The organism is Wujia chipingensis, from assembly GCF_014337155.1.
Taxonomy (GTDB): domain Bacteria; phylum Bacillota; class Clostridia; order Lachnospirales; family Lachnospiraceae; genus Coprococcus_C; species Coprococcus_C hominis.
Map to the genome: position 1 here is coordinate 2,621,782 of NZ_CP060632.1, position 21,794 is coordinate 2,643,575.

Here is a 21,794-nt window from a genome sequence, read left to right on the forward strand (position 1 = left end):
TTCTATATCCTCTGATCAAAAAATTTTCTTATAGACAATGACATTGCCTCCGGTCCAGAAATATCCCACTCCAATGTATCAATGAAATAGTGGATAGCTTCTGACACACTACCACTTTGCAAGTCCTCACCAGAAGTAGTTACATCCCAATAATCTTCCTGTTCTTTTAATTTTGTAATAATAACACCTAGTGCACTTGCCATTATTTCCTTTAAAAGTTGCTCATCATATGTTCTTTTCGTTTTATCTAAATACTTGTAATTTTTGTGTGCAGTATTTATGTATATAGAAACACTGTCTGAAAACAGGTCATATGTAGGATCTATCCAATCACATTTTACATACCACAATGGCTGACCCGGTTCATGTATTTCATACATAGGAAATACTGAACCATTTCCATCTAGCCTTATTACAAATTTATTATCTAACTCTCCTAAAATACATCCATATTGATTAGCCAGATGTTCCTCTCCCCAAAGCGGAGTGCCTGCTTCTTTCAAATAAATAATTGTCGAAAATTCCACACTTCCTCTTAATTGAGCTTCTAAGAATTCATAATTTAACTCAAATTCCAAATCTCTTTGGGAATTTTCTATCTCTCCAATCGGAATAACACCTCTTTGCTTTGAATCAGGGGATGTCCACATTAATGCTATTCCCAGTTTTGCATTATTACATGCTATTCCGTTTAGTCCAAACAAACACTGATATGTACGAATTGAATACTTTCTTCTAATACATAACTGATAATCATCCGGAGACCATATTCCCTCATCATCGATCACTTTATGAACTATAGTACTGCTATCAACTTCTTCCGTACGCAATACATATTCCTGATCATCTCTTACATAATAAAGCTGATATGGTGATGCCTGGAATCTAGTTTTACTTAACAAATCATCCGTTATTACCGGAAAAAGTGAAATATTCGCTGCCATTATTTATCACCTTCATTCTTTTCAACATTAAACAATGGTTTAATATCTTTTCTATTCAACTGCAAAGTAATATCAAGTTCCATTTCTATCAAATGCTCAGCATCTGACCTTACATGTATACCATAACCAGCACCATTTTTCGTTTTAAGTAATTCACAGGAAATGTCACTTATTCCAGAACTTTCATTACTGCTATCTACTGCCATTTTTAAATTTGTTTTAAGTTTATCTACTTTTGTAACAACAATATCTGCAGAAACTATCTCGAACGGCATGGATAATCCCATTTTTTCTTCCCAGTCTTTAGGTTTAATTGCACCTATCTCAGAATCAATTGCCAAATTAATCCCTGTAGCCAAAATCTTTCTTCGCGATTTGATTGTTAACTTAACCATCATCCCATTCGCAAAATATTTTGTTTTTGATGATTCATAACCAAAAACAACATTTTTATGTGTTTCGGTGTGTCCACTTCCACCTTGTCCACCACTTGTTCCGCCACTTGGCTTTTTACCAAAATTTTCAGGTGGTAATAACAAATCTCCAAACATTTTTCCAAGACCAGAGTTTAATCTGCTAGTTGTATCTTCTTCCTCTACAAAAAATTCCTTAGAAATTTTACTATTAACCTGCGCTTGTACCTTTGACACAATTCTCGGGTTATTATTACCCATACTAAAGTCTCCCCAAGAAGTATGATCGGCCATCTCACTTTTTCTTACATATTCCTCAAGACTATATGGCTCTCTTGTATTAGTAAGTTTATTTTCTGAGTTTAGCACAAAAATAGCAAAAATAAATTCATCTTTACTAGAAGCACTTATTCCATCAACCCAGTTTCCCACATCCTCATATGATACAATCATCCCTGGTTTACGAGTAAAAAATAAAACAGGTTTATTCTTTTCTTTATCCTTTATTTCACAATTAAAATACATGTACGGCTCTGGTTTGTTATCTGGATATCCTGTTTTCAATATTTTACGTGGAACTTTCGTATACGCAATCGTACCAGCCTTTGTTGTTTCCAATACCTTACGCAAAAGAATGTCTTCTGATTTACACTCCACGCCGTCTTGTGCCAAAATATCATTCCCAGCCTCTTCTGACACAGCCCTATTGTAAAGTGCTTGTACAATCTGAAATGCAGGTTCCATATTGTCTAAACCAATTCCTTTTTTATTGATTCGTGCGCGTAGAAATTTCCCATATGGATATTTTTCATTATTTAATCTCGGAGCATACCATCTTTGTATAGAGATTCGAAGATAATCTTCAATACTGCATCTCCAAAAAGGACGTATTCTATTATCTTCACTATCTTTATATTCTATCTGATTATTTTCAAGTAACATCTGTTCATCAATATAAGGAATGATTATTGTGGTTCCTGTTAAATCACCTTCATATGGTTCAATTTCAAATATATTTAAAATTTTTTCAATATACTTTTCATCTGTAATAGGTTTTGTTTTGTTGCTTCCGATTTCCTGTCCCCACCATGCTATACCTCGCTTTGATTTTCCCGGCAAAGCAGGAATAAGTGAGTCAGCATTCATTTCATTTTCCACCAGTGAAGCTGCTAATCGCGACTCATATATTCCTTCTTCATTCAGTATTCTGCTATAATAAACAACCAGTCCTATTCCAACTCTGAAATATACAGTTTTACCAAGTCCCCATGAACCACCTGCACCTTCTGCTTCCTGTGGTTTACTTATTTCATAAATCAACTTTAATAAATTTCCATACTGGTTATCTGTTACTTCATCATAATGCAGCTTGCCTGTCAGTCCAACAGTATTTGAATCACGTACTGCTATGAATTTATACGTGTCTTTCCAATATTTTCTATTTAAAGTTTCTGTTATGCCCTCTAATTCCTTATTTAAAGATATTTTATTAAATTCTCCTGTAAAAAAATCTACAGTCACATATGGGTCTGTATCATTTTTTGCATCCAAACTATTCTGTATGGATTCTCGAACCAACAAATCTAAAATAGGCATATTATTATTTTGTATCAATTTTAGTAATGAACTCCCCGACTGGGTCATTCTACCAGGTTCAGCAATTTCAATTTTCATTTGTTCCCTCCAAGTCACCTTCGTCGTCAAACGGATTATTTTGCATATGTATAGATACAGTCGCTGTATAATCTGTTCCGCGCTTTCCACCCGGAATATTCATACAAATACCTACAATATCCTCAACCGAATTTAGATCTTCTCTCGTATCAGAGCCTTTTACCGCTTTTGAATCTTTATCTATTACATAAACAATCAACTGTGGAGTTGAATCTAAACCAGCTAAACTTCTAATTTCTTTTGCATATTTTGATTTAAAATCCTTAACCTTGCTCACAATCTCTTGCGGCTGTCCTTCCAAATCTATATCAGCTATAATATCTTTTGGATCCCTTAAAACACCAATATTTATTACCGTATCCGATTCATTCTTCAATTTTTTCCTTGTACGGCTTACCTTTTTTACCGGACCTACTGGTGAATTCCAAACAGAACCACTACCTTTTCCAGCCAAAATAATATTCCAATTTTCAAGTTTCCCTTCTGCTGAAATTTTTTCAATCCAAGCAATAACAGAAGCTATATCATTGAAAACTCCTAATCTCGAATTAAATTTGTACTCTTCAAGATATTTTTTCACCAAAGAGAATTCAACATTCCTCCAAATAAAAGAATTCTCCGCATGTTGATTGCATTCTTTTCGTTCTTCCGGTTGTCCTAATGAAGCAATAAACTTTTCAGTCTCAACAATGTTATGTTTCAGCACTGCTACATCATTATCAAACAAATATGTCTGATTAAAAGAGCCACTGAAATCCATATCTGTTGCTTGTGCGCTCTGCATCCTATTTTTTGCAGTTATACGTATAAAGCTTGCTTTAGGAGTATTTTTCACTCTTGGTCCATAATTTGCAGGACTCTTTCCTAAGGTGTCCATTTCATGTATTTCATCACGTAACTCCTGATCCAGCGCTGCAAGAAATTTAAATTGATCATTTGTCTTAGATGTAATCCATAATCTCGGCAACAACTCATACCCTTTTCTGTATCCAAACCATCTCCCCATTTGCATAAGTGTATCCGCCTGACTAACAGAACGAAGGAAAAATGTACTGATAAGTCCTTCAATCGTTAAACCTCTGGACAAAGTTGCTCCACCCACAACAATAAACGCCGGTGCTGGTGTTGGCATGTTATCAGCCGTAGGATATGCCAATCTGACATACATTCCATCGTCGGTAATTCCATTATTCTTGCAATTATCAATACACATATGAATTCCTTCGTGATATGCGAACTCATCGTCCTCATCCAATGGAATATTAGTTGGTTCTTTACTCAACAAAATTGTAATTTCCTTACGTATGTCCTCAAATGAAGGATATCTGTTTATTTCTTCATCCTTCCTATCGTATTGTGGATATTGTTCTCTAAACTTTTCAAATGTAAATTGACTGGTTTCTGTATTCCATACTTTTTCACATCTTCTAATCATCTCATCTACATCTTTGCTCACAATCCAATCTCTGACCGCTTCTGCAATATTCTGATGATGATCAGTTTTCTGACTTGTATGTATCAGCATACTAATCGGCTTTCCGTATCCCCATATTCTCATACAGGCTACGCCACACAGAAACCAGCATATAGCATCCTGTAACGCGAGCGGAACATACGGTGATCCTTCTTCATGAATTTCTTTGATTGCCTGAAGATCATCCTCATCAATAATTCTCACGATATCTAAACCATCATAATCATAATCCCCACCCTCAAGTCCAAATATCTGTTGTGGTCCAAAATATTCCTTTGATACACTTAATGTTGATATAAAATTTCTAGGATATAACGAATCTTCTCCAGCCTCATTTAATATATTTGCATATGGCGTGGCTGTATATCCAATATAATTCATCGCCTTATATTTATTGCTGATTTCCTGCGATTTCTCATTTTTTCCATTTACCAAATCTCTTATCAATCTATTAATTGTTCTAATCGTTGAACTATTAACATTTGCTGTGTTAATACCAGCCTGGTCAGCCTCGTCATCTATAACCAGTATCTTCATCTGTTTTTGTTTATTACCATCAGATTGCAGCCATTGTATAAGCCCCCTAAGTCTTCCCGGATTTTTCAGACAAACTGTAAAATATCTCTGTTTTGACGTTTTATCAAAGTGCAAATCCTGTGTCCTTTGTCCTAGCATTGGTTTTTTAGATAAATGCTCTAAACCATTCCAATTGAGATTGCCCTGACAATTTAAATCATTTAATAACCGGTTTTGTGTTTGTTGTCTAAGATTTTCGATGGTTCCAGATAAAACTATAAACATATTCCATCCCCAGTCAGCCGCCATAGCCATTAAAGCTGCCATATTTGCAGTTTTTCCAGACTGAACATTACCAATAACCAATCCCTTAACTGGTTTCATTTCGGTTGTGTCACTGCTCAGTCTCTTCAAAATCTTTAATGTAGTTCTCTCCATCTCATCAACGATTTCTTCTTTAAAACCACCCTTAATCAATTTTTTTCTATATAACTGCCATGCGGATTGTGGATCTGCTGGTACTGTAACATCATTATCTTCGCCTTCACCCATAATCATAGCCTGACCACTAAGATAATCTATAACCTGTGTCTGTTCTTCTGCCTCTTTTTGTAAGCGAACGAGTTCTTTCCATTCACTGCAACTAACTTCTTTCCAAAAATTCAATAAGGACTGTTGGGTTAGGAATTCTGATAATCCTTCATCATTACCACGCCCCGCATAATCAATCTCTTCCCACTTCATGTTACGATTTCTCGCATTACGAATCCATTCTCTGTGTTGATCATATTCAGGCAAACCAAAATTAGACATATGCATTCCTCCATTGGTACATTTGAAATTTTATCGACAATTTTTTACCTTTTCCATAACCCTATTATAAAACCAGAGTTTTATATCGTCAACTTTGTTTTTTACTTTTCAAGGAAATGTCTCCAATCAAAATTTCCAATCAATAAGCCCTATGGTAAATAGTAACCCGAGAATCCCCTTTGTAACCCAAGACTCCCTCTTTGTAAATGAAAATCCTGTTTTGTAAGCGAGATTCCCGGTTTGTAAATGAAATTCCCGGTTTGTAAGCAAGATTCCCGAATTTTCATTTCTATTTCGATATGATATAATACGTTCAGCAATAAATTTGCGTACAACAACCAGAGATCAATTCTCTCTCGAAATTTTTGTATTCGGAGAATCCATCCCCGTTTTTGATTGGATAGAGTTGTTCTATTCTGGCTCTGGCGGCACTCAGCAAATTTATTTGTTACTTTTTGAGAAGTTTAGGCTTTAAGATGATGTTCTCGGCGGCAACCGGTGAGCATCCCAGTCTCTTAAGCACATCTTCTCCATAGTAAAAGCTGAATGTTTCGTATGGGCTACGGTTGTTCAGCTTTTTTCTTTTATAAGAATTGATATGGTTCATCATCAGAGTAATATCCTGTTGTGTCAGCTCATCGAAACTGCTTCCTTTTGGCAGGATACGACGTATCAATTCATGGTTGACTTCACAGGCTCCTTTTTGATAAGGAGCACTTGGATCGCAATAAAATATCTTTGTTCTATTGCATGGAATGGTGCTACGTTTTTCGATTTCCTTTGGATTTGAAAACTCACTTCCGTTATCTGTCAGAATAACCGGAAACAAGCTATTAAATGTTTTTGCCCCAAGGACTTCATCCAATAAGTTTATGATCTCTATTACAGAGGCTGATGTATTTGCGTCCCGCAAAAAAGCCAGCATGAGACTGCTTTCTACAAAGTGTATGGTAAGAAGACATTTTCCTCCCACACGACCAATCACGCTATCCATTTGTACAATGGTCGTTTCCGGGTTTGCTCCCAGATATTTTTGAAAGTCAGCGTAGCTTCGTTCAATACGGCAGCCCCGGTCAACTTTAAATTCAGGCTTCTTATAACGGGGACGGTATTTCACTTTACGGGGCAGATCAATGTTCCTGATATCAAAGAGCTGGGCATCCACATAGTTATACAATGTCTTTTCACTGCACATCAGTTCATCTACATGAGCAAGATAGATTTGATGAAGCGACTGCCCGTTTTTAACTAAAGGACTGATGATCCCGTTAATTCTTGCAATATCATCTTCGTTGGACATGATACCGGTTCTGGCTTCCGAAACAGCATGATGTGCACGCTCATGTGCATCTGCCGGATCATAAATACGTTTTAATAACGTGCATTTCGACAGCTGACTGCAGCCATTACAAACATAAGGTGGCTTATTTTTGACAGAACAGACATCTTCTACAAAATCAGAACAATGTAAGATGCATTCAGAGCACAGGCTGCATTTGTAAGCAGATTGGTGTGTACAGCTTGTTCCGCAAATCCTTTTTGCTTTGCATGTAGCACGGAATTTACAAGGATTATACGGATATCCAGGACGACCGCTTTTCTTGTCATAGGAATACTTTTTAATCTCCTTGGCAATGGTTGTACGGTCCTTTCCTAACTCTTTGCCAATTGCCCCAAAGGATGCATTCTCCTGAAGGCGTTGAGCAATAATCATTCGATCTTCATAAGATAAAAACTTTGACATGGTGACTCCTTTCCAGCCGCCAGAAATCAAAGCATAACAGAAAAGAGACCAACTATCCAGTCAGTCTCAATTCATTTGTAAAAGAAAATCCATACCTTTCTTTTACACTGATAACTATTAACTTTTACACTTATCCAAGATAGCTGGTATGGAATCTTGGATTACAATTAAGCCAATAAGCCCTATATTGACAGAGGGCACGCTATCGTGCCCTCTCTCTGTCTCCATCCTTTCTTTCAATAACCCTTTCTTGCTCCATTTCCAATGTCTTTTCATAAATAGCCTGATAATCTTCAAATATCTTATCCTCATCAGAAGTATCAACTCCACATACCTTGCAAACAGCACTGTACAGCTGAATATTGTATGAATTATTGTCCGGCTGAAACTGTAGCATCCTTGCCTTCTCGATAACAGGCAAATCATCAAAAGCAATTCCCCGCTGTTTAATCTCATCCAGCACCTCTTCTGTCTTATTTTTGACAACCAATTCACACATGCCCTTATAAATCAAATCCGTCTCTTCCAGAAGTTCATCCACATCTGCAATATGCCCCATGTCCAGAAACTTCATCTGTACAACTGACCTAACTGTGTCGTAACTATTTAGTTCCCTAAATCCATGCATCTGAGCCTTTTCCATTGGAGTCATCTTTTTGTATGCCTCATAGCTGCCTTTATCATCTGGCCGATCACCAACATATTTCTCCACATTATTCGCTTCGCTGGCATCTCCTACTGTGGCATCCATGGTATCTTCTGCTGAAATTTGTTCACATACCTCTGCGCCTAACGAAATATCATAATCCTCTGATTCATTCATTACTGAAATATCTTCCATATCAGACACTGCATCATTAACAGATAGCGCAATATTTTTCTCCTCCGCATACGGATACTCCGGCACTTCTATTGAATTACGAATCTCATCCTCACTAGTTGAAAAATCCAACATTGAAAACTTCTTATACTCTTCTACACACCCTTCAGCAATCCTCAAATTCTTATTAAGTGCTTTTTTCTCCGCCTTAAGTTCGTCCAGCTCCGCCTGTACTCCCATATGCCAGATCTGGTAATCACGAATATCCTCCTCTGTTTTGCAAGAACGTTTTCTTGCTCTGTTCTGCTGATACAATTCCTGCTGACGTTCAGAGATTTTCTCTACATCCCGCTCTCCCAAAACCTGATAAGTCACAAGTCCCTCCACAGTTTTGATATTATTATTCACAAGAAACAAATACTGTTCCTGCAGCTGCTTCATACGCTCCAGCTCTTTCGCAAGATATGCAGAATGCTTATCAAATCGGCGCTGTTCCACCATTCTCGCCTGATAGATTCTGCGATAATACTTCATTTGAAAATCCGTTATTCCACGTTTATGAATTGCCACAGTATTACCCACAACAAATCTCGGTCTGGAAAAAGGCATATCCAGATAAAATCGGAATTTTTCCTTTGAAAAGCGTTCATCCAGCTTATCCAGTTCATGATACCATTTACCACCCGGAACCTTTACCGAAAGGTACTTCCCGTACTCAAACTGATACCCAATTCTCTTCATCAGGAATATAAAATGGTCAAAGCTTCCCGCCTGACTCTGGCAAAACTCTGCATCTGCCAGAATCATTTTGCGAAAACATTGTTCACGCTCCCATTCCTTCCTTGATAAATTTTTAGGCTCTTTTACATACTCTGCTGGCACAATAGACAGTCCGTACTCTTTACAGAGTCTGTTTGTAATCGGCTGCATACGATGCTTCCATTCCCCTTTTTTGCACTCATGCTTCATCCCCGTTTCAAAACTGACGCTATTAAAAACAATATGCCCATGCATATGCTTTTTATCATTATGAACCGCATATACTGCCTCATATTTATCCTTCAGGTATTCCTGTGCAAAACGTGCCACGATATCCAGCGCCTGTTCCTCTGTCGCTTCTCCCGGTGCAAAGGAAATGATAATGTGATATCCCTGTCGCTTATTTGTTTTTCCGAAAGTAACCTTCGTATCCATCATCTGCTCAAAGGCTGTATCCGGAAGGCAGTTTATACTGCCCACCATAACATTTTCCTCTGTTTTCTCTGGATTCTGAATATACGAAAGAGCATTCTTAAGATGTGCCGCCGGGTTCCCGGTATGTGCCTCATTCAGGCACTGTATCTTAGTGATTGCCATACCGTAAGCACCTCCCTCATCAGCCTCTTAACATCCTCCAAATCCTGCTTAACAGCAAGGATATCCCTCGTGTAACCATATCCCTGGGTATTTACTACCTTCGCAATCTGATTCACATTGGTAGCAATTCCTGTTATCTGTCTGATAAAAATCCCCCTGTCTGTCGTAAAAGATGCATCCACATTTCCACCGCCACGCACCAGATTGCGCAGGTATTCACTGATATTCATTCCAGCCTTTTTTGCCCCCTCTTCCAACAGTCGCTTATCTTCCTCTGACAACTTAAAAGAAACCTTATATAGCTTTTTGTCAGACCTGTATCTTCTGTTTCCATCTGCCATACACATAACCTCCAATTCTCAAAATTAATTGCATCACAATCTCACTTACCATGCTCATGGCTGTGACCTCCTTTTTTTATTCTTCTTTAGAACCTGCTTCTGTTGCTGTTCACTTGTTTTGCAAGATTCGGGAAAGGTCGGACCTTTCCCCGAAAAAATATAATTGCTAACCGCAATTACCATTTTTTCATCTTGGCAGGAGCTCCTGCACCCAATATATGGCACAAAATATGTGCCAAAATACCGACAGCAAACCATCCGCTAACTGGCGTCAGTTTGCCGTCAGATATATTTATTTTATATATGAATGACATCAATCTGCCGTCATTCAGGATTCCATTGTCGTCAATTCGACGTCGCTGACGTAGCTGCCTAATCATCATTCAGTCCTTTTAGAAAATTGAATGTCTGACTTGGAATAATGACTTCATCATCAGGGACAGATGCCGTATTATCCTGTGGTGCATCATGCGTTGATGCTAAAGTGGGTGTTGGTGATGATGGTGTTTCCGCTGTGTCAACTCTCACCTCATACTTTACAAGTAATTTCTCGATTTCCGGCTTCAATGCCCCGGCAATCTCTCCTGCAAGCTTCTTTATATCAACATCAGACATACCGGAGGACCTGCCACCTTCTTCTCCATACACTTCTTCATAAGCCAGCTCGATACCTCTCTTGATAAGCTCCGTCTGATTTGAATAGCTTCCATCCACAAGCATCCTGTCCAGTTTTTTCAGAATATTTGCATCCGACTGGCGGTCCACATAGAGACGGCAGCCAAGCCGCCTCTCTCTAAATCCCATTACCATGTGTACCACCTGCCTTTATGCCATCTGTTTTGCAAGAAACTCATAGCCCTTTGCATTGGCTCTGACATCCGTCACATATGAAATGTTATCCCCATGTTTTCCAAATCTCTCCATTGCCTTTGCTCCGCCACCCACATAAATAATGTTGGTAAATTCCGTATCGTGCCCGTTCTCTTTCAGAACTCCTTCCACTCTTGCAACAAACTTTTCAAGCGACTCGTCCATAATCCTTGCATACTTTTCCGGATAATTGCCGCCAAGATTGCTGATATAATCTGTAATCACATTCTCCGAAATCTCTTTTCCAAAAACCTCACTGCTTCTGCTCTTGATTTCCTGAATAACAGAAATCATGGACTCCGTGAAGGTCTCACATTTACTTTCCACTGGAACACCATCCTTCACATGCATGATATCAATCGTCCAGGAACCCACATCCACAATCAGATATTCCCCCTTCATACTGCCAAGCCTGTCTGCCACTGCTGCATAACACTGCGGAAATGCCAGTACATTTTCAATGGTAAAATCATATGCCACATCCTCAAATTTAAAATGCACTGGCTGATTTCCACGTTTCAAATATTTCACGAACTGCTTTCTTACCGTTGCAAACTGTTTTAAAGGAAGTCCGACTCCAAGCACCACTCTGGCACCATTTGGAATATTCCCTGACTGACATTCCTTTGCCAGTGCCGCAAGTGTCAACAGATAATAATCATCATCTGCAAGCTTACTGTCCTTCACACTGTTACGCTTTTCTCCAATCTTATAAAATGCTCCATCATAAACCAGTGTATTAGCCTGGAAGGTAGGCTTTACAGCCTGCCTTTCCACACCATTCTCAAACACATGGTTTGATGTTTTCATTAAATGATTCCCGTGGTCAATTCCCACATAATAAATTCTTTTCTCTTCCATAAACTCATGCCTCCATTCTCTGTGTCTCCGCATGTTCAAATGCGATATTTTCCTTTGCATGTTCCAGACGTACACGCTTGTTGTAATCAATTGTTGCAAACAAATCCTCTGTTACAATCTCATCTGCTGTCATTGCCGCCTGCATGTTTTCATGAAATGTTACCTGAAATCCTTTTTCTTCCAAAGTATCCAAAGCAATTCCTCTTACCTTGCTTATTCCCTGTAAAACAGTGTCATACAGTTGCCATGCATAATTCTCATATTCCGCTGCTTTATCAAAAAGTACCCCTTGCATAAAATACTTGTTATACAGATAACGGTCATTTTCCATCAAAACCCTGAGATAACGGTGTCCATACTTTCCAAGACTTGCATAACTTCTCGGATCCGACTCTCCCAAAATCGGATAAAACAATCCATCCACCTCTTTGTACTTAATACCACACTGTTCTGCAATTGTAGGTGCTGCAGTCACCTTTGCTTTTTCTTCCATAAAAAGTCCTTTCTGCGCCTTGCGCCTTAAAAATATCGTTATTTGCCTTAACGCCAGCCCGCGGAGAGTTACTGCCCTCAAATGTTCTGCCATGCAGAAAATCCTCCTTTCTCATTGCCTCTTGCGAAGCTATGTATAAATGCTGTCCACACCTGACAGTTAAATTATCTGTAACGCTGGAACACACAAAAATCACCATTCCATCCTAATCGACTACTGCCTTAGCAAACACAAGAAATACTCTTGCAACCAGCCCAAACACTAATAATGTCAGCTTCGCCAATCCCAGTACACACCGAAGCATTAACAACGCCATCCATACCATAGCCTTTAAAACATTCAGTAAAACTCTGCCAACAAATTCTAAAATCATAAATTCAACTCTCCTTTCCACCCATCGGGAGCCACCCGAAAAAAGGGTATAAAAAATAAGACCATATTGACTTCAATATGGAACCGATTAAATCTTCGATTCTCTGTGTCAATTTAGTCCTATCAGCAAAAATACCTGTTAAGTTTTCCCGTCCAGAGCTAATCCGGACAATTTTCACACGGAAACGTCTAGGACCAGGCTTCCGAAACCCTTGTAAATCCTGGGTTTCTTCCACCTGTCACAAATATACCACGTTCCCCTGTCGCCGAAATCAAAAGTGCCCTTTCCTGTCCTGCACCCACAATTTGTCTCAAATTGGATATGAATGCAAGCTGCATTTTATTTGGGTGTAATTTATATTTTTCAAGAGATGTTACAGGTTCTTGTTTCGCAATCTGTTTCTGCTGCTTAATAATCTCATATTGCTCTTTGTACTTCTCATAAAAGTCATCAAATTCAATTGCGTATTCGGAATTCCACAATGCCTCATATTCCGAAATAATCTCCTGGGCCATTTCCCCCTGCTCTGTTGAAATCACTTTTGTGTTCCATTCTCGATTCACTGTAAGCGCAGACTTTGTCATATTGGAACTACCTATGATGATTCGATAGATTTCTTCTTTCTTAAAAATATATCCTTTTGTATGAAATCCGCCATGAGCATCATCTATATCATACATTTTTAATGTAATATTTTCAAACTCATTCAACTTTTTAAGAGCTTTTGGTTCTGTGAAATTAAGATAGTTTGTTGTAAGTATTTGCCCTGGAACATGTTTATTCTCTAACTCTTTTAATGTTTGGAGCAACGGTTCAATCCCACTTAATGTGATGAATGCAACACTAATTTGAAAACAGTCGCACGCCAAAAGTTCTTCCTCAATAGATGCAAGAACTTTCTTTCCCTCTTTGTAATTGTTTGATACAAATTGCGGTTTATATGCCAAATTTGATGTTATATTTGCATCTATAAACGCAGTTTCAAATCCATGTTTTAACTCGTCAATTGTGTTCATGATCTGTACTCCCCATATCTTCGAAATCATTCCGTGTTAAAGTCTTATCAAATTATAGCATATGCGGCTCAAAGAACCAACAATCAAAATCATCTAAATAAGCGGCGCTATAACGCCGCTTTTCTTAGAATTCTTTTAAATTTTACTCATATGACTTGATCAATTTTAAAACTTCTTTATTTATTCTATAAAGTTTTTCTGCCTCTAGGAGACCTTGACCATGATAATTTTCAAATGGATTTTTTAATTTTCGTTCCGTTTTCCTACATATATTTTCTAATTCTCGCAGATATTCTGATATTATTCCGATTTCCTTTTTACACAAACAATAATATTCATTCCCATCTTGGCCAAGTTCATTTTTTGATACTAAATTATACAGTAAATTTCTTAATTGCTTTTGATTATATAAATCTCCTAATCTCTGTTTAGCAATTTCATCAATTTGAACAAATGTACGTTTTACACCATTTGCTAGCTGTTCATATATAAATTCATATAAAAATTCATTTTTTCTTTTCATTACTTTCTCCAACTTTTCCTTATAATTTATTACTCATACTGTCATCTCCAAAAATCATCAATCGACATATCAAAAAAAAATGCTAGCTTAACAAGATCCTCAGCCAGTAACTTTTGAGATCCTTTTTCGATCTTGGAATATGTTGATTGGGATATATTTAAATATCTAGCTATTGCTGTCTGATTAAGCCCTCTTTTCACTCGCTCTTCTTTTATCCTTTTCATTACGCCCTCCATACCTTCACCCCTTTCATATATCGCGTAATTTCTTATTTCTATTGTTCTTGCATGTTATCATATACTTCTTATATATACAATCCATTATTCCAATTATGAATATTCTTATAAGAATTTTCTATCCTATGCTAAACAATATCTTCTAGTAAATCTTTACTCTTATATAAAAAACTCCCCGCAACAACATCATTGTCCTTGCGAGGAGTACACATCTATACCTATATCAACTTTTCCTTCCACTCCGCTTCCTTAAAGCCAACCAGCACCTTTTCTTCATCCACAACCAATGGTCGTTTCACCAACATACCATTCGTCGCAAGAAGCTTGATCTGTTCCTCTTCGCTCATCTCTGGAAGCCTGTCCTTTAACTTCATTTCCTTATAGAGCATGCCACTTGTGTTAAAAAACTTCTTAAGCAGAAGCCCACTCCTGTCATACCACGTCTTTAACTCCTCCTCCGTTGGATTCGCTTCTACAATATGACGTTCGGTATACTCAATCTTATTTTCATCTAACCACTTCTTTGCCTTCTGGCAGGTGGAACATTTTGGGTAACATATAAATTCCATTGTAGATCTCCTTTTCTGCGTGCGTATTTATAACTTCACGCCCTTGTATCATATCTTATTTTATTTCTTACATTCTGAATTTACCGCACAAACCGCAGTTTGCCCTTGCTCTCCCAGATAATCTCGCTTACCTGATATGGTGTCTCACCATCCATATGTATCCACTGCGGTGTCTCCGTCACCAGACGCATCTTCTTACACCTGTGATTCGTAATGTCCTTAAACAACAAATGTTTTTTGAAATAAACAAGCACAACTGCCAGAAGAAGCTTCAACCTTGACATGCCTTTCACTAGGCAGACATCCAATCTTCCATCTGTCGGATCTGCGTTTGGGCAAAATGGGATTCCACCACCTTCATACATATGATTCATCCCAACGACGAAGAACAGCTCCGGAAGCTTCATCACCGGCGCATCGTCCAGGTATAATTTTGCGCGTACCGTTTTCTTTGCAAATATCTGCTTAACGCCGATCAGCACATACACCAATTTACCAAGATGAATCTTATTTAACACCATTTTCAGTCGGCTCCGGCTGACCTCTTCGCAGATATTTGCATCATAGCCAACCCCAGAACTAATTAAAAATCGTTTTGCACTGCTTCCCTGATGATTCGTTGTCACTTCTCCATAATCAAGCGCAATTTCCTCCGGATTTTCAAGCAGATGCGTAATTGCACGTTCCACATTCTTTTCCAAATGCATATTTCTAGCGAAATCATTTCCGGATCCTGTCTGAATACACGATAACGTCGTATGATCAAATTCCTGAATCCCATTTAGGACTTCATTTAATGTTCCGTCGCCGCCAATCACTAAAATATTGATATCTTCCTCATTTCCCCGAACCACTTCCTTGCTTTGATCCATAGCAGCCGTTTCGTTTAAAGCCATGTTCCTTCCTGCTGTAAGTTTCCCTGCAACCATCGTTGCTTCTCCCGGCTTCCGCAGTACATACACCTTATACGCCACGTTTTTTCGGTCTAATATGTCTTTTATCTCCCTCCATGCATCCATTCCTTTTCCAGAAGATGAGGTCGGATTTACGATTATATGGTACATTCTTGTTATCCTTTCCACACGCCGCTATCTCTCGATAGCGGGCGTATCTTCATACAGCTGATACTGCAGCTTCGTGCGTGCTTCACGGTAGTCGTTTTGCACAACCAATGTGTAACGGGCTCCCTGGAAGGCAACATAGTTCCTGCCGTCCCTCGCAAAGAACGATACCAGCACCCGCTCCTGCCAGATCTCCTCTGGCAGCTGCTTCTGCAAAACCCGCTCCACAAAACGGATTGCAATATCCTCAAAGCTGTATTGGTGCTCCCGCTTATTCTCCACATAGTAGAGATACAGCTTCTGGACATAACACTCGGACACAGCTTCCATCTGCTTGAAGTAGCTGCCGAGCATCATATAAACTGCATAATTAAATGCATTCTGGTTATTTGTTGCCTTATCGATTGTAGTTGTTGTATTCATCATACATACCTCCTTGAATAAAAACAATAGATTTTTTGATAAAAATAGGCAGACTTGTAGAACTGTCTATCTTCGTCTACAATCTGCCTTCTTCGTTCTATTTAGTTTCATTCAAGAAAATACTCTGATTTTCCGAAGCTATTGTTAGTATAACGCATTCCGTTTAGATATACAAGACTTATTTCACCATTACAGTTAAACTCATAGTTCAATTACCTATACCTAATAGGTTTTATTTGCGCCAACCAACGTCATGATACCATTTATTACCAACAGCACACCCGTTGCAATAAATACCCACGCAATCGTTCCGCTCTGGTTGAAGAGCAGGCACGCACCCGCAGCCACCATCAGCCCCGGTCTGAAATATTCCTGAAACCGCTCTCCGGCTGTCAGGTTAACCGGCATGGTCTTCTTGATCGAAGAGATCTGCAGAAGCCCCATTATAATGATTCCTGCTGCCAGAATATAGAATGCAAGACTTGCAAATACCCAGCCAAATACCAAAATACAGATTCCGGCAACTGACTTCACAATTCCATAATTTACGAGTCCTGCCACAAAATCCATAATGGCTCCAACAATTACAAATACTGCCAGAAGCGTAATGGCTGCGGTAATAATTTTTCCTTTCATAACAATTAGCAAAATTCCAAGCAATATGGATCCCAAAGCTGACGCTACGTTTTCTTTCTGGTTCATATGTTGTTCCTCCTTATCAATTATCTCCTATAATAACTCATCCAACAGCTTACTTCATATCTGCCTCAAATGCAACGGACAATTATGAATCTCTGTATGATATAAGCCATTCAACCAGATCTTCATACCCGATTGCCCGGCTGTAATAAGCGCCCTGGAATACATCACACCCCAATGCTTTCAGCTTCTCTAACTGTTCTTTTGACTCCACCCATTCTGCAATCGTTGTAAAATGAATCGACTCCCCAAGCTTGGTGATCGAACCGATGATTTCCGCATTGGTTTCGTTTTCAAGCACATTCCGCGTCAAAGATCCATCCAGTTTCACGACTGCAAAAAATCCCGTCTGCAAGTAGAGCAGGGAGGTATGCCCCATCCCAAAATCATCAATCAAAAACCGGTGTCCGTGTGCTTTCAATTCTTCTATTTTATGTACCACATCCTCTGTCGAAGATATCGCGTCCTGCTCAGTGATTTCAAGACACAACTGGCTACAGGAAATTCCATGTGTCTTCACGCTGTTTTCCACCGCTTCCACCAATCCATCCCACTGCAGTGACGCATTGGTCAGATTGACAGAGATATCAAAGCTTTCGTCTACATAATCAGTCAGTCTGGCTCTCGCCGCTGCCGCTTCATCTAAGATTGCTGCATCAAGCGCATGCATAATTCCAAGTTCTTTTGCAAGCTGAATGATAAGTGGTGGGTAAATATTTCCAAACACGGGATGATTCCACCGAATCAAAGCCTCCGCACCAGAACAATGCCCATTCTTGTCCACCTGTGGCTGATACATCAGAAACAGACTGTGATTTTCAATTGCCTCCTTCAATTCGCCGGCCAGCAGCCGTGCCGTATTTCCACATACATCTTCCCGTTTTGTAAATGCGAACAGAACTCCACTTTCTTCCTGCTTTTTGTATTCTTCTACCAATTGGTTCACATTCTGTATCATCTGCTGCCGGCGCTGCATTTCAAACATCCGGATAAACGGACGATATACAAACACGCCGATCACAATACATATAAGCTGAAGCACTACTCCTTTCCACGAACCAGTTGCCTGATATCCACTCAGAAGAACTGGCGTTGTCCACTCCACCGATGCTACCACATGTGGAACAATGTCAAAATACATTGCCGCATATGTAATCAGGAAATTCAGGATCGGAACTACCAAAAATGGTACAATAAAGATCGGATTCAAAATGACCGGAACTCCAAACAACGCAATCTCACTGATATTAAACAAAACTGCCGGTGCCGCCATACCCGCAACATTCCGCAGACTCTTCGTCTTCGCAAACAGCAAAACCGCGATTACAAGGCAGATCATCACGCCGGTTCCCCCCATGATTACGAACACATCCTGAAAAGACTTGCTGAATATACCAACAGATACATCTGAGAAATTCTGTTTGATCACAACATCTAATACATTGTTTCCATGCACCCCAAAAAACCAAAATACATGTGTCTCCACAATGATTAAGATTCCAGACCAGAAATTATTATCAATCGAACCAAACAGACGATTTACTCCAAGCTCAAACAATTCCTGTACTCCATTTACCCCGCTCGTCACATATAGTACCTGATGAAACAAGTTAAACACGAATAATATCCCCAAAGTACAGCCAATTCCATTGATTGCATGCATATAACCACTGTCAGTATCTATTTCCTTGTTTCTCACTGACATAAAATTTATATCCTTTAATTTGAAATACAAAAATCCTGCACCAAGGGATACAAACAGTGCAGTGAATGTATTCATATTGCTAAATGCCTTTATCGAAAAACTCCCATATTGGATTCCTGCACATCCGGCAAAACTGGCAAGCGTAACAACCGCCAGTACAATCGCATCCCCCGGCTCCACAAATCCACTTTTCTTTCTGGATTTGATCAGCGCATAGCTGACACTCGTCGTCACTGCAAGCAAAACCGCAAAAATATCATTTACACCATGATATATAAATTGCAGCATATCCATAACATGACCTGACCAGATATGTGCAATAAAATCCTGATAGCCTGCTATCGGCAGACTCATGATCATCAATGCGCCATAGCCAACAACAAGCAGGGGAATAAGCATAATCATCCCCTTGCGGATCGCACCAAAGGCACAGCTTTTTTCTATCTTATTCGTTGCTTTTAATACTCTGTTTTCCATTTTTTTCATTCGTATATTTCCTCAATTCATAATACTTTATTATAACATGGATACAGCACAAGCTCAACCACATCTGAACTTTCCTATTTACCAATTCTTTCACATTCACCCCAGGAGAAAATACATTATCTGTAATTACATTTATAACAATACTATGCTATAATAAAGTTTACGACAGATGTATTTACAGACACCTTATAAAAACGAATGAAACTGATGAGCAACAGATTGCCACGGATATATATTCCACGAAGGAGAAAAATTATGAATTACGGCGGATCTGTTTTTAAGGAAAAGGCGAACCGGAGAGCCAGACGGATCTGGATTATTTTCGTAGCATTACTTTCTGCCAACTATGGTGCTGATGTAGCAAACCATCTACGTGGCACTTCTTATTATATTGTTTTTTTAGTTCTCTGCTGGCTTCCGATTATCTCGGGCGAGATTCTGCTTCGTGTAAAGGGCTTTGACACCGACCAATACAAGTTTAATCTGGTCATTGGGTATGGTATTTTCTATACATTTGTGGTATGCACGACAGAATCCCCGATTGCATTCACGTATATTCTTCCTGTGACAAGTCTTCTGGTCCTCTATAAGAGTATCCGATTCATGGTAAGCTGCGGAATCGCAAACTCCCTGATTATCGTCGGAGGTGCTGCCTATCGTATCTCACAGGGATTCAACTCCGCCTCCGATATGAAGAATTATCAGCTCGAGCTCGCCTGTATCATACTCTGCTATATCTGCTATGTCATGTCCATCAAGCACCTGATTGAGTCTGACGGTGCCATGACAGACAGCATCAAGGCAGACCTTCATCGTGTTGTCACGACTGTGGAACAGGTAAAGCAGGCATGTAACACGATCACAAACGGCATTACCGTTGTCCGTGAGCTTGCATCCGAGAACACACACGGTGCCACGATTGTTGTAGACAGCCTGAACCGGCTCAGCGATCATAACTCTGACTTGCAGAGCAGTACAACCTCGTCAAACGAAATGACATCCGACATACACGCACAGGTCAACCATGTGGCAGAGATGATTGAGCAAATGGTCTCACTTGCGAGCACTTCGGTGCAGCACGCGAAGGTAAGCTCCGAGGATCTGGCAGATCTTGTAACAACGACGAACACGATGGCTTCGCTCTCCGGGTAGATCGAGCAGACATTGCAGAATTTCAAATCTGAATTCGCCATGGTGAAGAACGAAACCGGTGTCATCGAGAATATCACATCTCAGACGAATCTTCTTGCATTAAATGCATCGATTGAAGCTGCCCGCGTCGGCGAATCCGGAAAGGGATTTGCAGTCGTAGCCGATCAGATCCGTACATTAAGCGAGGAAACCAAGTCCTCTTCCAATCAGATTCGGCAGGCTCTCGAGCATCTTGAAGAGACTTCTGAGCGGATGACCGCTTCGATGGAAGAAACCCTGAAGCTGATCCAGCTCACATTGACCAAGGTCACGCAGACCGGTAAGAGTATGACGGAAATCGCTTCCGATACGAATAAGATCGGTGAGAATATTCAGGTCATCGACCACGCCATGAAGGAAGTCGAGGCTTCCAACATCCATCTTGTGGACAATCTGAATCAGGTAACGGATATCGTCGGCGACATGACAACCTGCATCAGCGACTCCAATGAGATCAACAACCGCATGCTCAGCAAATACGATGAATCAGCCAACAGCATCAACTCCATTGAGACCGTCATCGAATCCCTCATGTGCGAGCTTGGAATCGGTGGTTTCATGGGAACCGAAGATGTACAGCCTGGCATGAAACTGAGTGTGGCACTGAAGGACGGAAAGAACTATTACGGCGAGGTACTGACACGTGAGAACAATACGTTATCAATCACCCTTGCAAATGCACCGAAGCTTACGGAGGTGACAGAACGTAAGCTGCAAGTAACTGTCGGCAACGTGCTTTACTGCTGGGATCCGGCTAAGATTGTCCATACCGCGCAAGAAGCGGCTTCCCACTTCACGATTCAGATTGAATCCCGTCCGAAGATTAACAACCGCCGGAAATACCCTCGTCTGGATATCTCCAATGCCTGCACGATCACTCTGGCAGATGGCACAACAACCATGGAAGGCAAGCTCGATAACTTAAGTGCAAACGGCTTTGCATTCCTGACACATGACAACTACTTTGCTACCCATAAGGGCGTCGACATCCGTGTGAAAATTCACAACTTTGACCTGCCTCAACACGACGTACTGGAAGGACGTGTTATCCGCTGCTCTGATAATGAGGGGCTTTACATCGTCGGCTGCCAGATGCCGGGAGATGATTTCTTTATTCGGGATTATGTGAAGAGTCGGTTGTAATTGGACAACCTGCATACATTACATGAATGCGATGAATATTGTTGTATTGT

At 39.8% G+C, this 21,794-nt stretch carries 20 protein-coding genes; 2 read left to right on the forward strand and 18 right to left on the reverse strand.

Annotation, left to right across the window (positions count from 1 at the left end):
• Nucleotides 1-2: 2 nt before the first annotated feature.
• The 18 genes from H9Q76_RS12240 to H9Q76_RS12325 all read right to left on the reverse strand — a co-directional run bounded on the left by H9Q76_RS12240 (nucleotide 3) and on the right by H9Q76_RS12325 (nucleotide 19,410).
• The gene (locus H9Q76_RS12240) at nucleotides 3-944 is read right to left on the reverse strand and encodes a hypothetical protein (RefSeq protein WP_055306290.1); all 942 of its coding nucleotides are present in this window, start codon (nucleotides 942-944) and stop codon (nucleotides 3-5) included.
• On the reverse strand, nucleotides 944-3,031 hold the full coding sequence (locus H9Q76_RS12245; protein WP_055306291.1) for a hypothetical protein: 2,088 nt from the start codon (nucleotides 3,029-3,031) through the stop codon (nucleotides 944-946). Before H9Q76_RS12245 ends, H9Q76_RS12240 begins: the two co-directional genes overlap by 1 nt.
• Complete coding sequence (locus H9Q76_RS12250) at nucleotides 3,021-5,834, reverse strand: Z1 domain-containing protein (RefSeq protein WP_055306292.1); 2,814 nt, start codon at nucleotides 5,832-5,834, stop codon at nucleotides 3,021-3,023. The genes H9Q76_RS12245 and H9Q76_RS12250 overlap by 11 nt, the downstream gene beginning before the upstream one ends.
• A 448-nt stretch (nucleotides 5,835-6,282) precedes the next feature.
• Nucleotides 6,283-7,578, reverse strand: coding sequence for an IS30 family transposase (locus H9Q76_RS12255; RefSeq protein WP_249321220.1), 1,296 nt, complete (start codon nucleotides 7,576-7,578; stop codon nucleotides 6,283-6,285).
• Nucleotides 7,579-7,780: 202 nt separating this feature from the next.
• Nucleotides 7,781-9,754 carry a relaxase/mobilization nuclease domain-containing protein gene (locus H9Q76_RS12260; protein WP_055306293.1) on the reverse strand — a complete coding sequence of 658 codons (1,974 nt, stop codon included), beginning with the start codon at nucleotides 9,752-9,754 and terminating at the stop codon, nucleotides 7,781-7,783.
• Nucleotides 9,727-10,095: a plasmid mobilization protein gene (locus tag H9Q76_RS12265; protein WP_055306294.1), complete on the reverse strand. Its 369-nt coding sequence runs from the start codon at nucleotides 10,093-10,095 to the stop codon at nucleotides 9,727-9,729. The genes H9Q76_RS12260 and H9Q76_RS12265 overlap by 28 nt, the downstream gene beginning before the upstream one ends.
• Before the next feature lie 372 nt (nucleotides 10,096-10,467).
• The gene (locus tag H9Q76_RS12270) at nucleotides 10,468-10,899 is read right to left on the reverse strand and encodes a ribonuclease H family protein (protein WP_147581223.1); all 432 of its coding nucleotides are present in this window, start codon (nucleotides 10,897-10,899) and stop codon (nucleotides 10,468-10,470) included.
• 21 nt (nucleotides 10,900-10,920) lie between these two features.
• On the reverse strand, nucleotides 10,921-11,826 hold the full coding sequence (locus H9Q76_RS12275) for a ParM/StbA family protein (protein WP_055306297.1): 906 nt from the start codon (nucleotides 11,824-11,826) through the stop codon (nucleotides 10,921-10,923).
• 4 nt (nucleotides 11,827-11,830) lie between these two features.
• Nucleotides 11,831-12,412, reverse strand: coding sequence for a TnpV protein (locus H9Q76_RS12280; protein WP_249321221.1), 582 nt, complete (start codon nucleotides 12,410-12,412; stop codon nucleotides 11,831-11,833).
• 112 nt (nucleotides 12,413-12,524) lie between these two features.
• Nucleotides 12,525-12,692, reverse strand: a complete 168-nt coding sequence (locus H9Q76_RS12285; RefSeq protein ID WP_172678503.1) for a hypothetical protein — start codon at nucleotides 12,690-12,692, stop codon at nucleotides 12,525-12,527.
• Nucleotides 12,693-12,880: 188 nt separating this feature from the next.
• A complete protein-coding gene (locus H9Q76_RS12290) occupies nucleotides 12,881-13,708 on the reverse strand; it encodes a phospholipase D-like domain-containing protein (RefSeq protein ID WP_249321223.1) in 828 nt (275 codons plus the stop codon).
• Nucleotides 13,709-13,850: 142 nt separating this feature from the next.
• Nucleotides 13,851-14,231, reverse strand: a complete 381-nt coding sequence (locus tag H9Q76_RS12295; protein WP_249321225.1) for a hypothetical protein — start codon at nucleotides 14,229-14,231, stop codon at nucleotides 13,851-13,853.
• A gap of 41 nt (nucleotides 14,232-14,272) precedes the next feature.
• Nucleotides 14,273-14,455 carry a helix-turn-helix domain-containing protein gene (locus H9Q76_RS12300; RefSeq protein ID WP_249321226.1) on the reverse strand — a complete coding sequence of 61 codons (183 nt, stop codon included), beginning with the start codon at nucleotides 14,453-14,455 and terminating at the stop codon, nucleotides 14,273-14,275.
• Nucleotides 14,456-14,685: 230 nt separating this feature from the next.
• Nucleotides 14,686-15,036 (reverse strand): arsenate reductase family protein, encoded by a 351-nt coding sequence (locus tag H9Q76_RS12305; protein WP_249321227.1) that lies wholly within the window; start codon nucleotides 15,034-15,036, stop codon nucleotides 14,686-14,688.
• Nucleotides 15,037-15,116: 80 nt separating this feature from the next.
• Complete coding sequence (locus H9Q76_RS12310) at nucleotides 15,117-16,100, reverse strand: diacylglycerol/lipid kinase family protein (RefSeq protein WP_249321229.1); 984 nt, start codon at nucleotides 16,098-16,100, stop codon at nucleotides 15,117-15,119.
• Nucleotides 16,101-16,124: 24 nt separating this feature from the next.
• Complete coding sequence (locus H9Q76_RS12315; RefSeq protein ID WP_249321230.1) at nucleotides 16,125-16,523, reverse strand: hypothetical protein; 399 nt, start codon at nucleotides 16,521-16,523, stop codon at nucleotides 16,125-16,127.
• A gap of 219 nt (nucleotides 16,524-16,742) precedes the next feature.
• Complete coding sequence (locus H9Q76_RS12320; protein ID WP_249321232.1) at nucleotides 16,743-17,222, reverse strand: DUF308 domain-containing protein; 480 nt, start codon at nucleotides 17,220-17,222, stop codon at nucleotides 16,743-16,745.
• Nucleotides 17,223-17,304: 82 nt separating this feature from the next.
• On the reverse strand, nucleotides 17,305-19,410 hold the full coding sequence (locus tag H9Q76_RS12325; protein ID WP_249321233.1) for a PTS sugar transporter subunit IIC/EAL domain-containing protein: 2,106 nt from the start codon (nucleotides 19,408-19,410) through the stop codon (nucleotides 17,305-17,307).
• 255 nt (nucleotides 19,411-19,665) lie between these two features.
• Between H9Q76_RS12325 and H9Q76_RS12330 the strand changes: the two genes are divergently transcribed.
• Both H9Q76_RS12330 and H9Q76_RS12335 read left to right on the forward strand, forming a co-directional pair.
• Complete coding sequence (locus H9Q76_RS12330) at nucleotides 19,666-20,562, forward strand: methyl-accepting chemotaxis protein (protein ID WP_249321234.1); 897 nt, start codon at nucleotides 19,666-19,668, stop codon at nucleotides 20,560-20,562.
• A 12-nt stretch (nucleotides 20,563-20,574) separates the two neighbouring features.
• Nucleotides 20,575-21,744: a methyl-accepting chemotaxis protein gene (locus H9Q76_RS12335; RefSeq protein WP_249321235.1), complete on the forward strand. Its 1,170-nt coding sequence runs from the start codon at nucleotides 20,575-20,577 to the stop codon at nucleotides 21,742-21,744.
• Nucleotides 21,745-21,794 lie beyond the last annotated feature (50 nt).

What these genes read in the sequence shown, in the direction of transcription:
- H9Q76_RS12240 (WP_055306290.1), bottom strand. Translation starts at nt 944, where the DNA reads ATGGCAGCGAATATTTCACTTTTTCCGGTAATAACGGATGATTTGTTA.
- H9Q76_RS12245 (WP_055306291.1), bottom strand. Translation starts at nt 3,031, where the DNA reads ATGAAAATTGAAATTGCTGAACCTGGTAGAATGACCCAGTCGGGGAGT.
- H9Q76_RS12250 (WP_055306292.1), bottom strand. Translation starts at nt 5,834, where the DNA reads ATGTCTAATTTTGGTTTGCCTGAATATGATCAACACAGAGAATGGATT.
- H9Q76_RS12255 (WP_249321220.1), bottom strand. Translation starts at nt 7,578, where the DNA reads ATGTCAAAGTTTTTATCTTATGAAGATCGAATGATTATTGCTCAACGC.
- H9Q76_RS12260 (WP_055306293.1), bottom strand. Translation starts at nt 9,754, where the DNA reads ATGGCAATCACTAAGATACAGTGCCTGAATGAGGCACATACCGGGAAC.
- H9Q76_RS12265 (WP_055306294.1), bottom strand. Translation starts at nt 10,095, where the DNA reads ATGGCAGATGGAAACAGAAGATACAGGTCTGACAAAAAGCTATATAAG.
- H9Q76_RS12270 (WP_147581223.1), bottom strand. Translation starts at nt 10,899, where the DNA reads ATGGGATTTAGAGAGAGGCGGCTTGGCTGCCGTCTCTATGTGGACCGC.
- H9Q76_RS12275 (WP_055306297.1), bottom strand. Translation starts at nt 11,826, where the DNA reads ATGGAAGAGAAAAGAATTTATTATGTGGGAATTGACCACGGGAATCAT.
- H9Q76_RS12280 (WP_249321221.1), bottom strand. Translation starts at nt 12,412, where the DNA reads ATGGCAGAACATTTGAGGGCAGTAACTCTCCGCGGGCTGGCGTTAAGG.
- H9Q76_RS12285 (WP_172678503.1), bottom strand. Translation starts at nt 12,692, where the DNA reads ATGATTTTAGAATTTGTTGGCAGAGTTTTACTGAATGTTTTAAAGGCT.
- H9Q76_RS12290 (WP_249321223.1), bottom strand. Translation starts at nt 13,708, where the DNA reads ATGAACACAATTGACGAGTTAAAACATGGATTTGAAACTGCGTTTATA.
- H9Q76_RS12295 (WP_249321225.1), bottom strand. Translation starts at nt 14,231, where the DNA reads ATGAAAAGAAAAAATGAATTTTTATATGAATTTATATATGAACAGCTA.
- H9Q76_RS12300 (WP_249321226.1), bottom strand. Translation starts at nt 14,455, where the DNA reads ATGAAAAGGATAAAAGAAGAGCGAGTGAAAAGAGGGCTTAATCAGACA.
- H9Q76_RS12305 (WP_249321227.1), bottom strand. Translation starts at nt 15,036, where the DNA reads ATGGAATTTATATGTTACCCAAAATGTTCCACCTGCCAGAAGGCAAAG.
- H9Q76_RS12310 (WP_249321229.1), bottom strand. Translation starts at nt 16,100, where the DNA reads ATGTACCATATAATCGTAAATCCGACCTCATCTTCTGGAAAAGGAATG.
- H9Q76_RS12315 (WP_249321230.1), bottom strand. Translation starts at nt 16,523, where the DNA reads ATGATGAATACAACAACTACAATCGATAAGGCAACAAATAACCAGAAT.
- H9Q76_RS12320 (WP_249321232.1), bottom strand. Translation starts at nt 17,222, where the DNA reads ATGAACCAGAAAGAAAACGTAGCGTCAGCTTTGGGATCCATATTGCTT.
- H9Q76_RS12325 (WP_249321233.1), bottom strand. Translation starts at nt 19,410, where the DNA reads ATGAAAAAAATGGAAAACAGAGTATTAAAAGCAACGAATAAGATAGAA.
- H9Q76_RS12330 (WP_249321234.1), top strand. Translation starts at nt 19,666, where the DNA reads ATGAATTACGGCGGATCTGTTTTTAAGGAAAAGGCGAACCGGAGAGCC.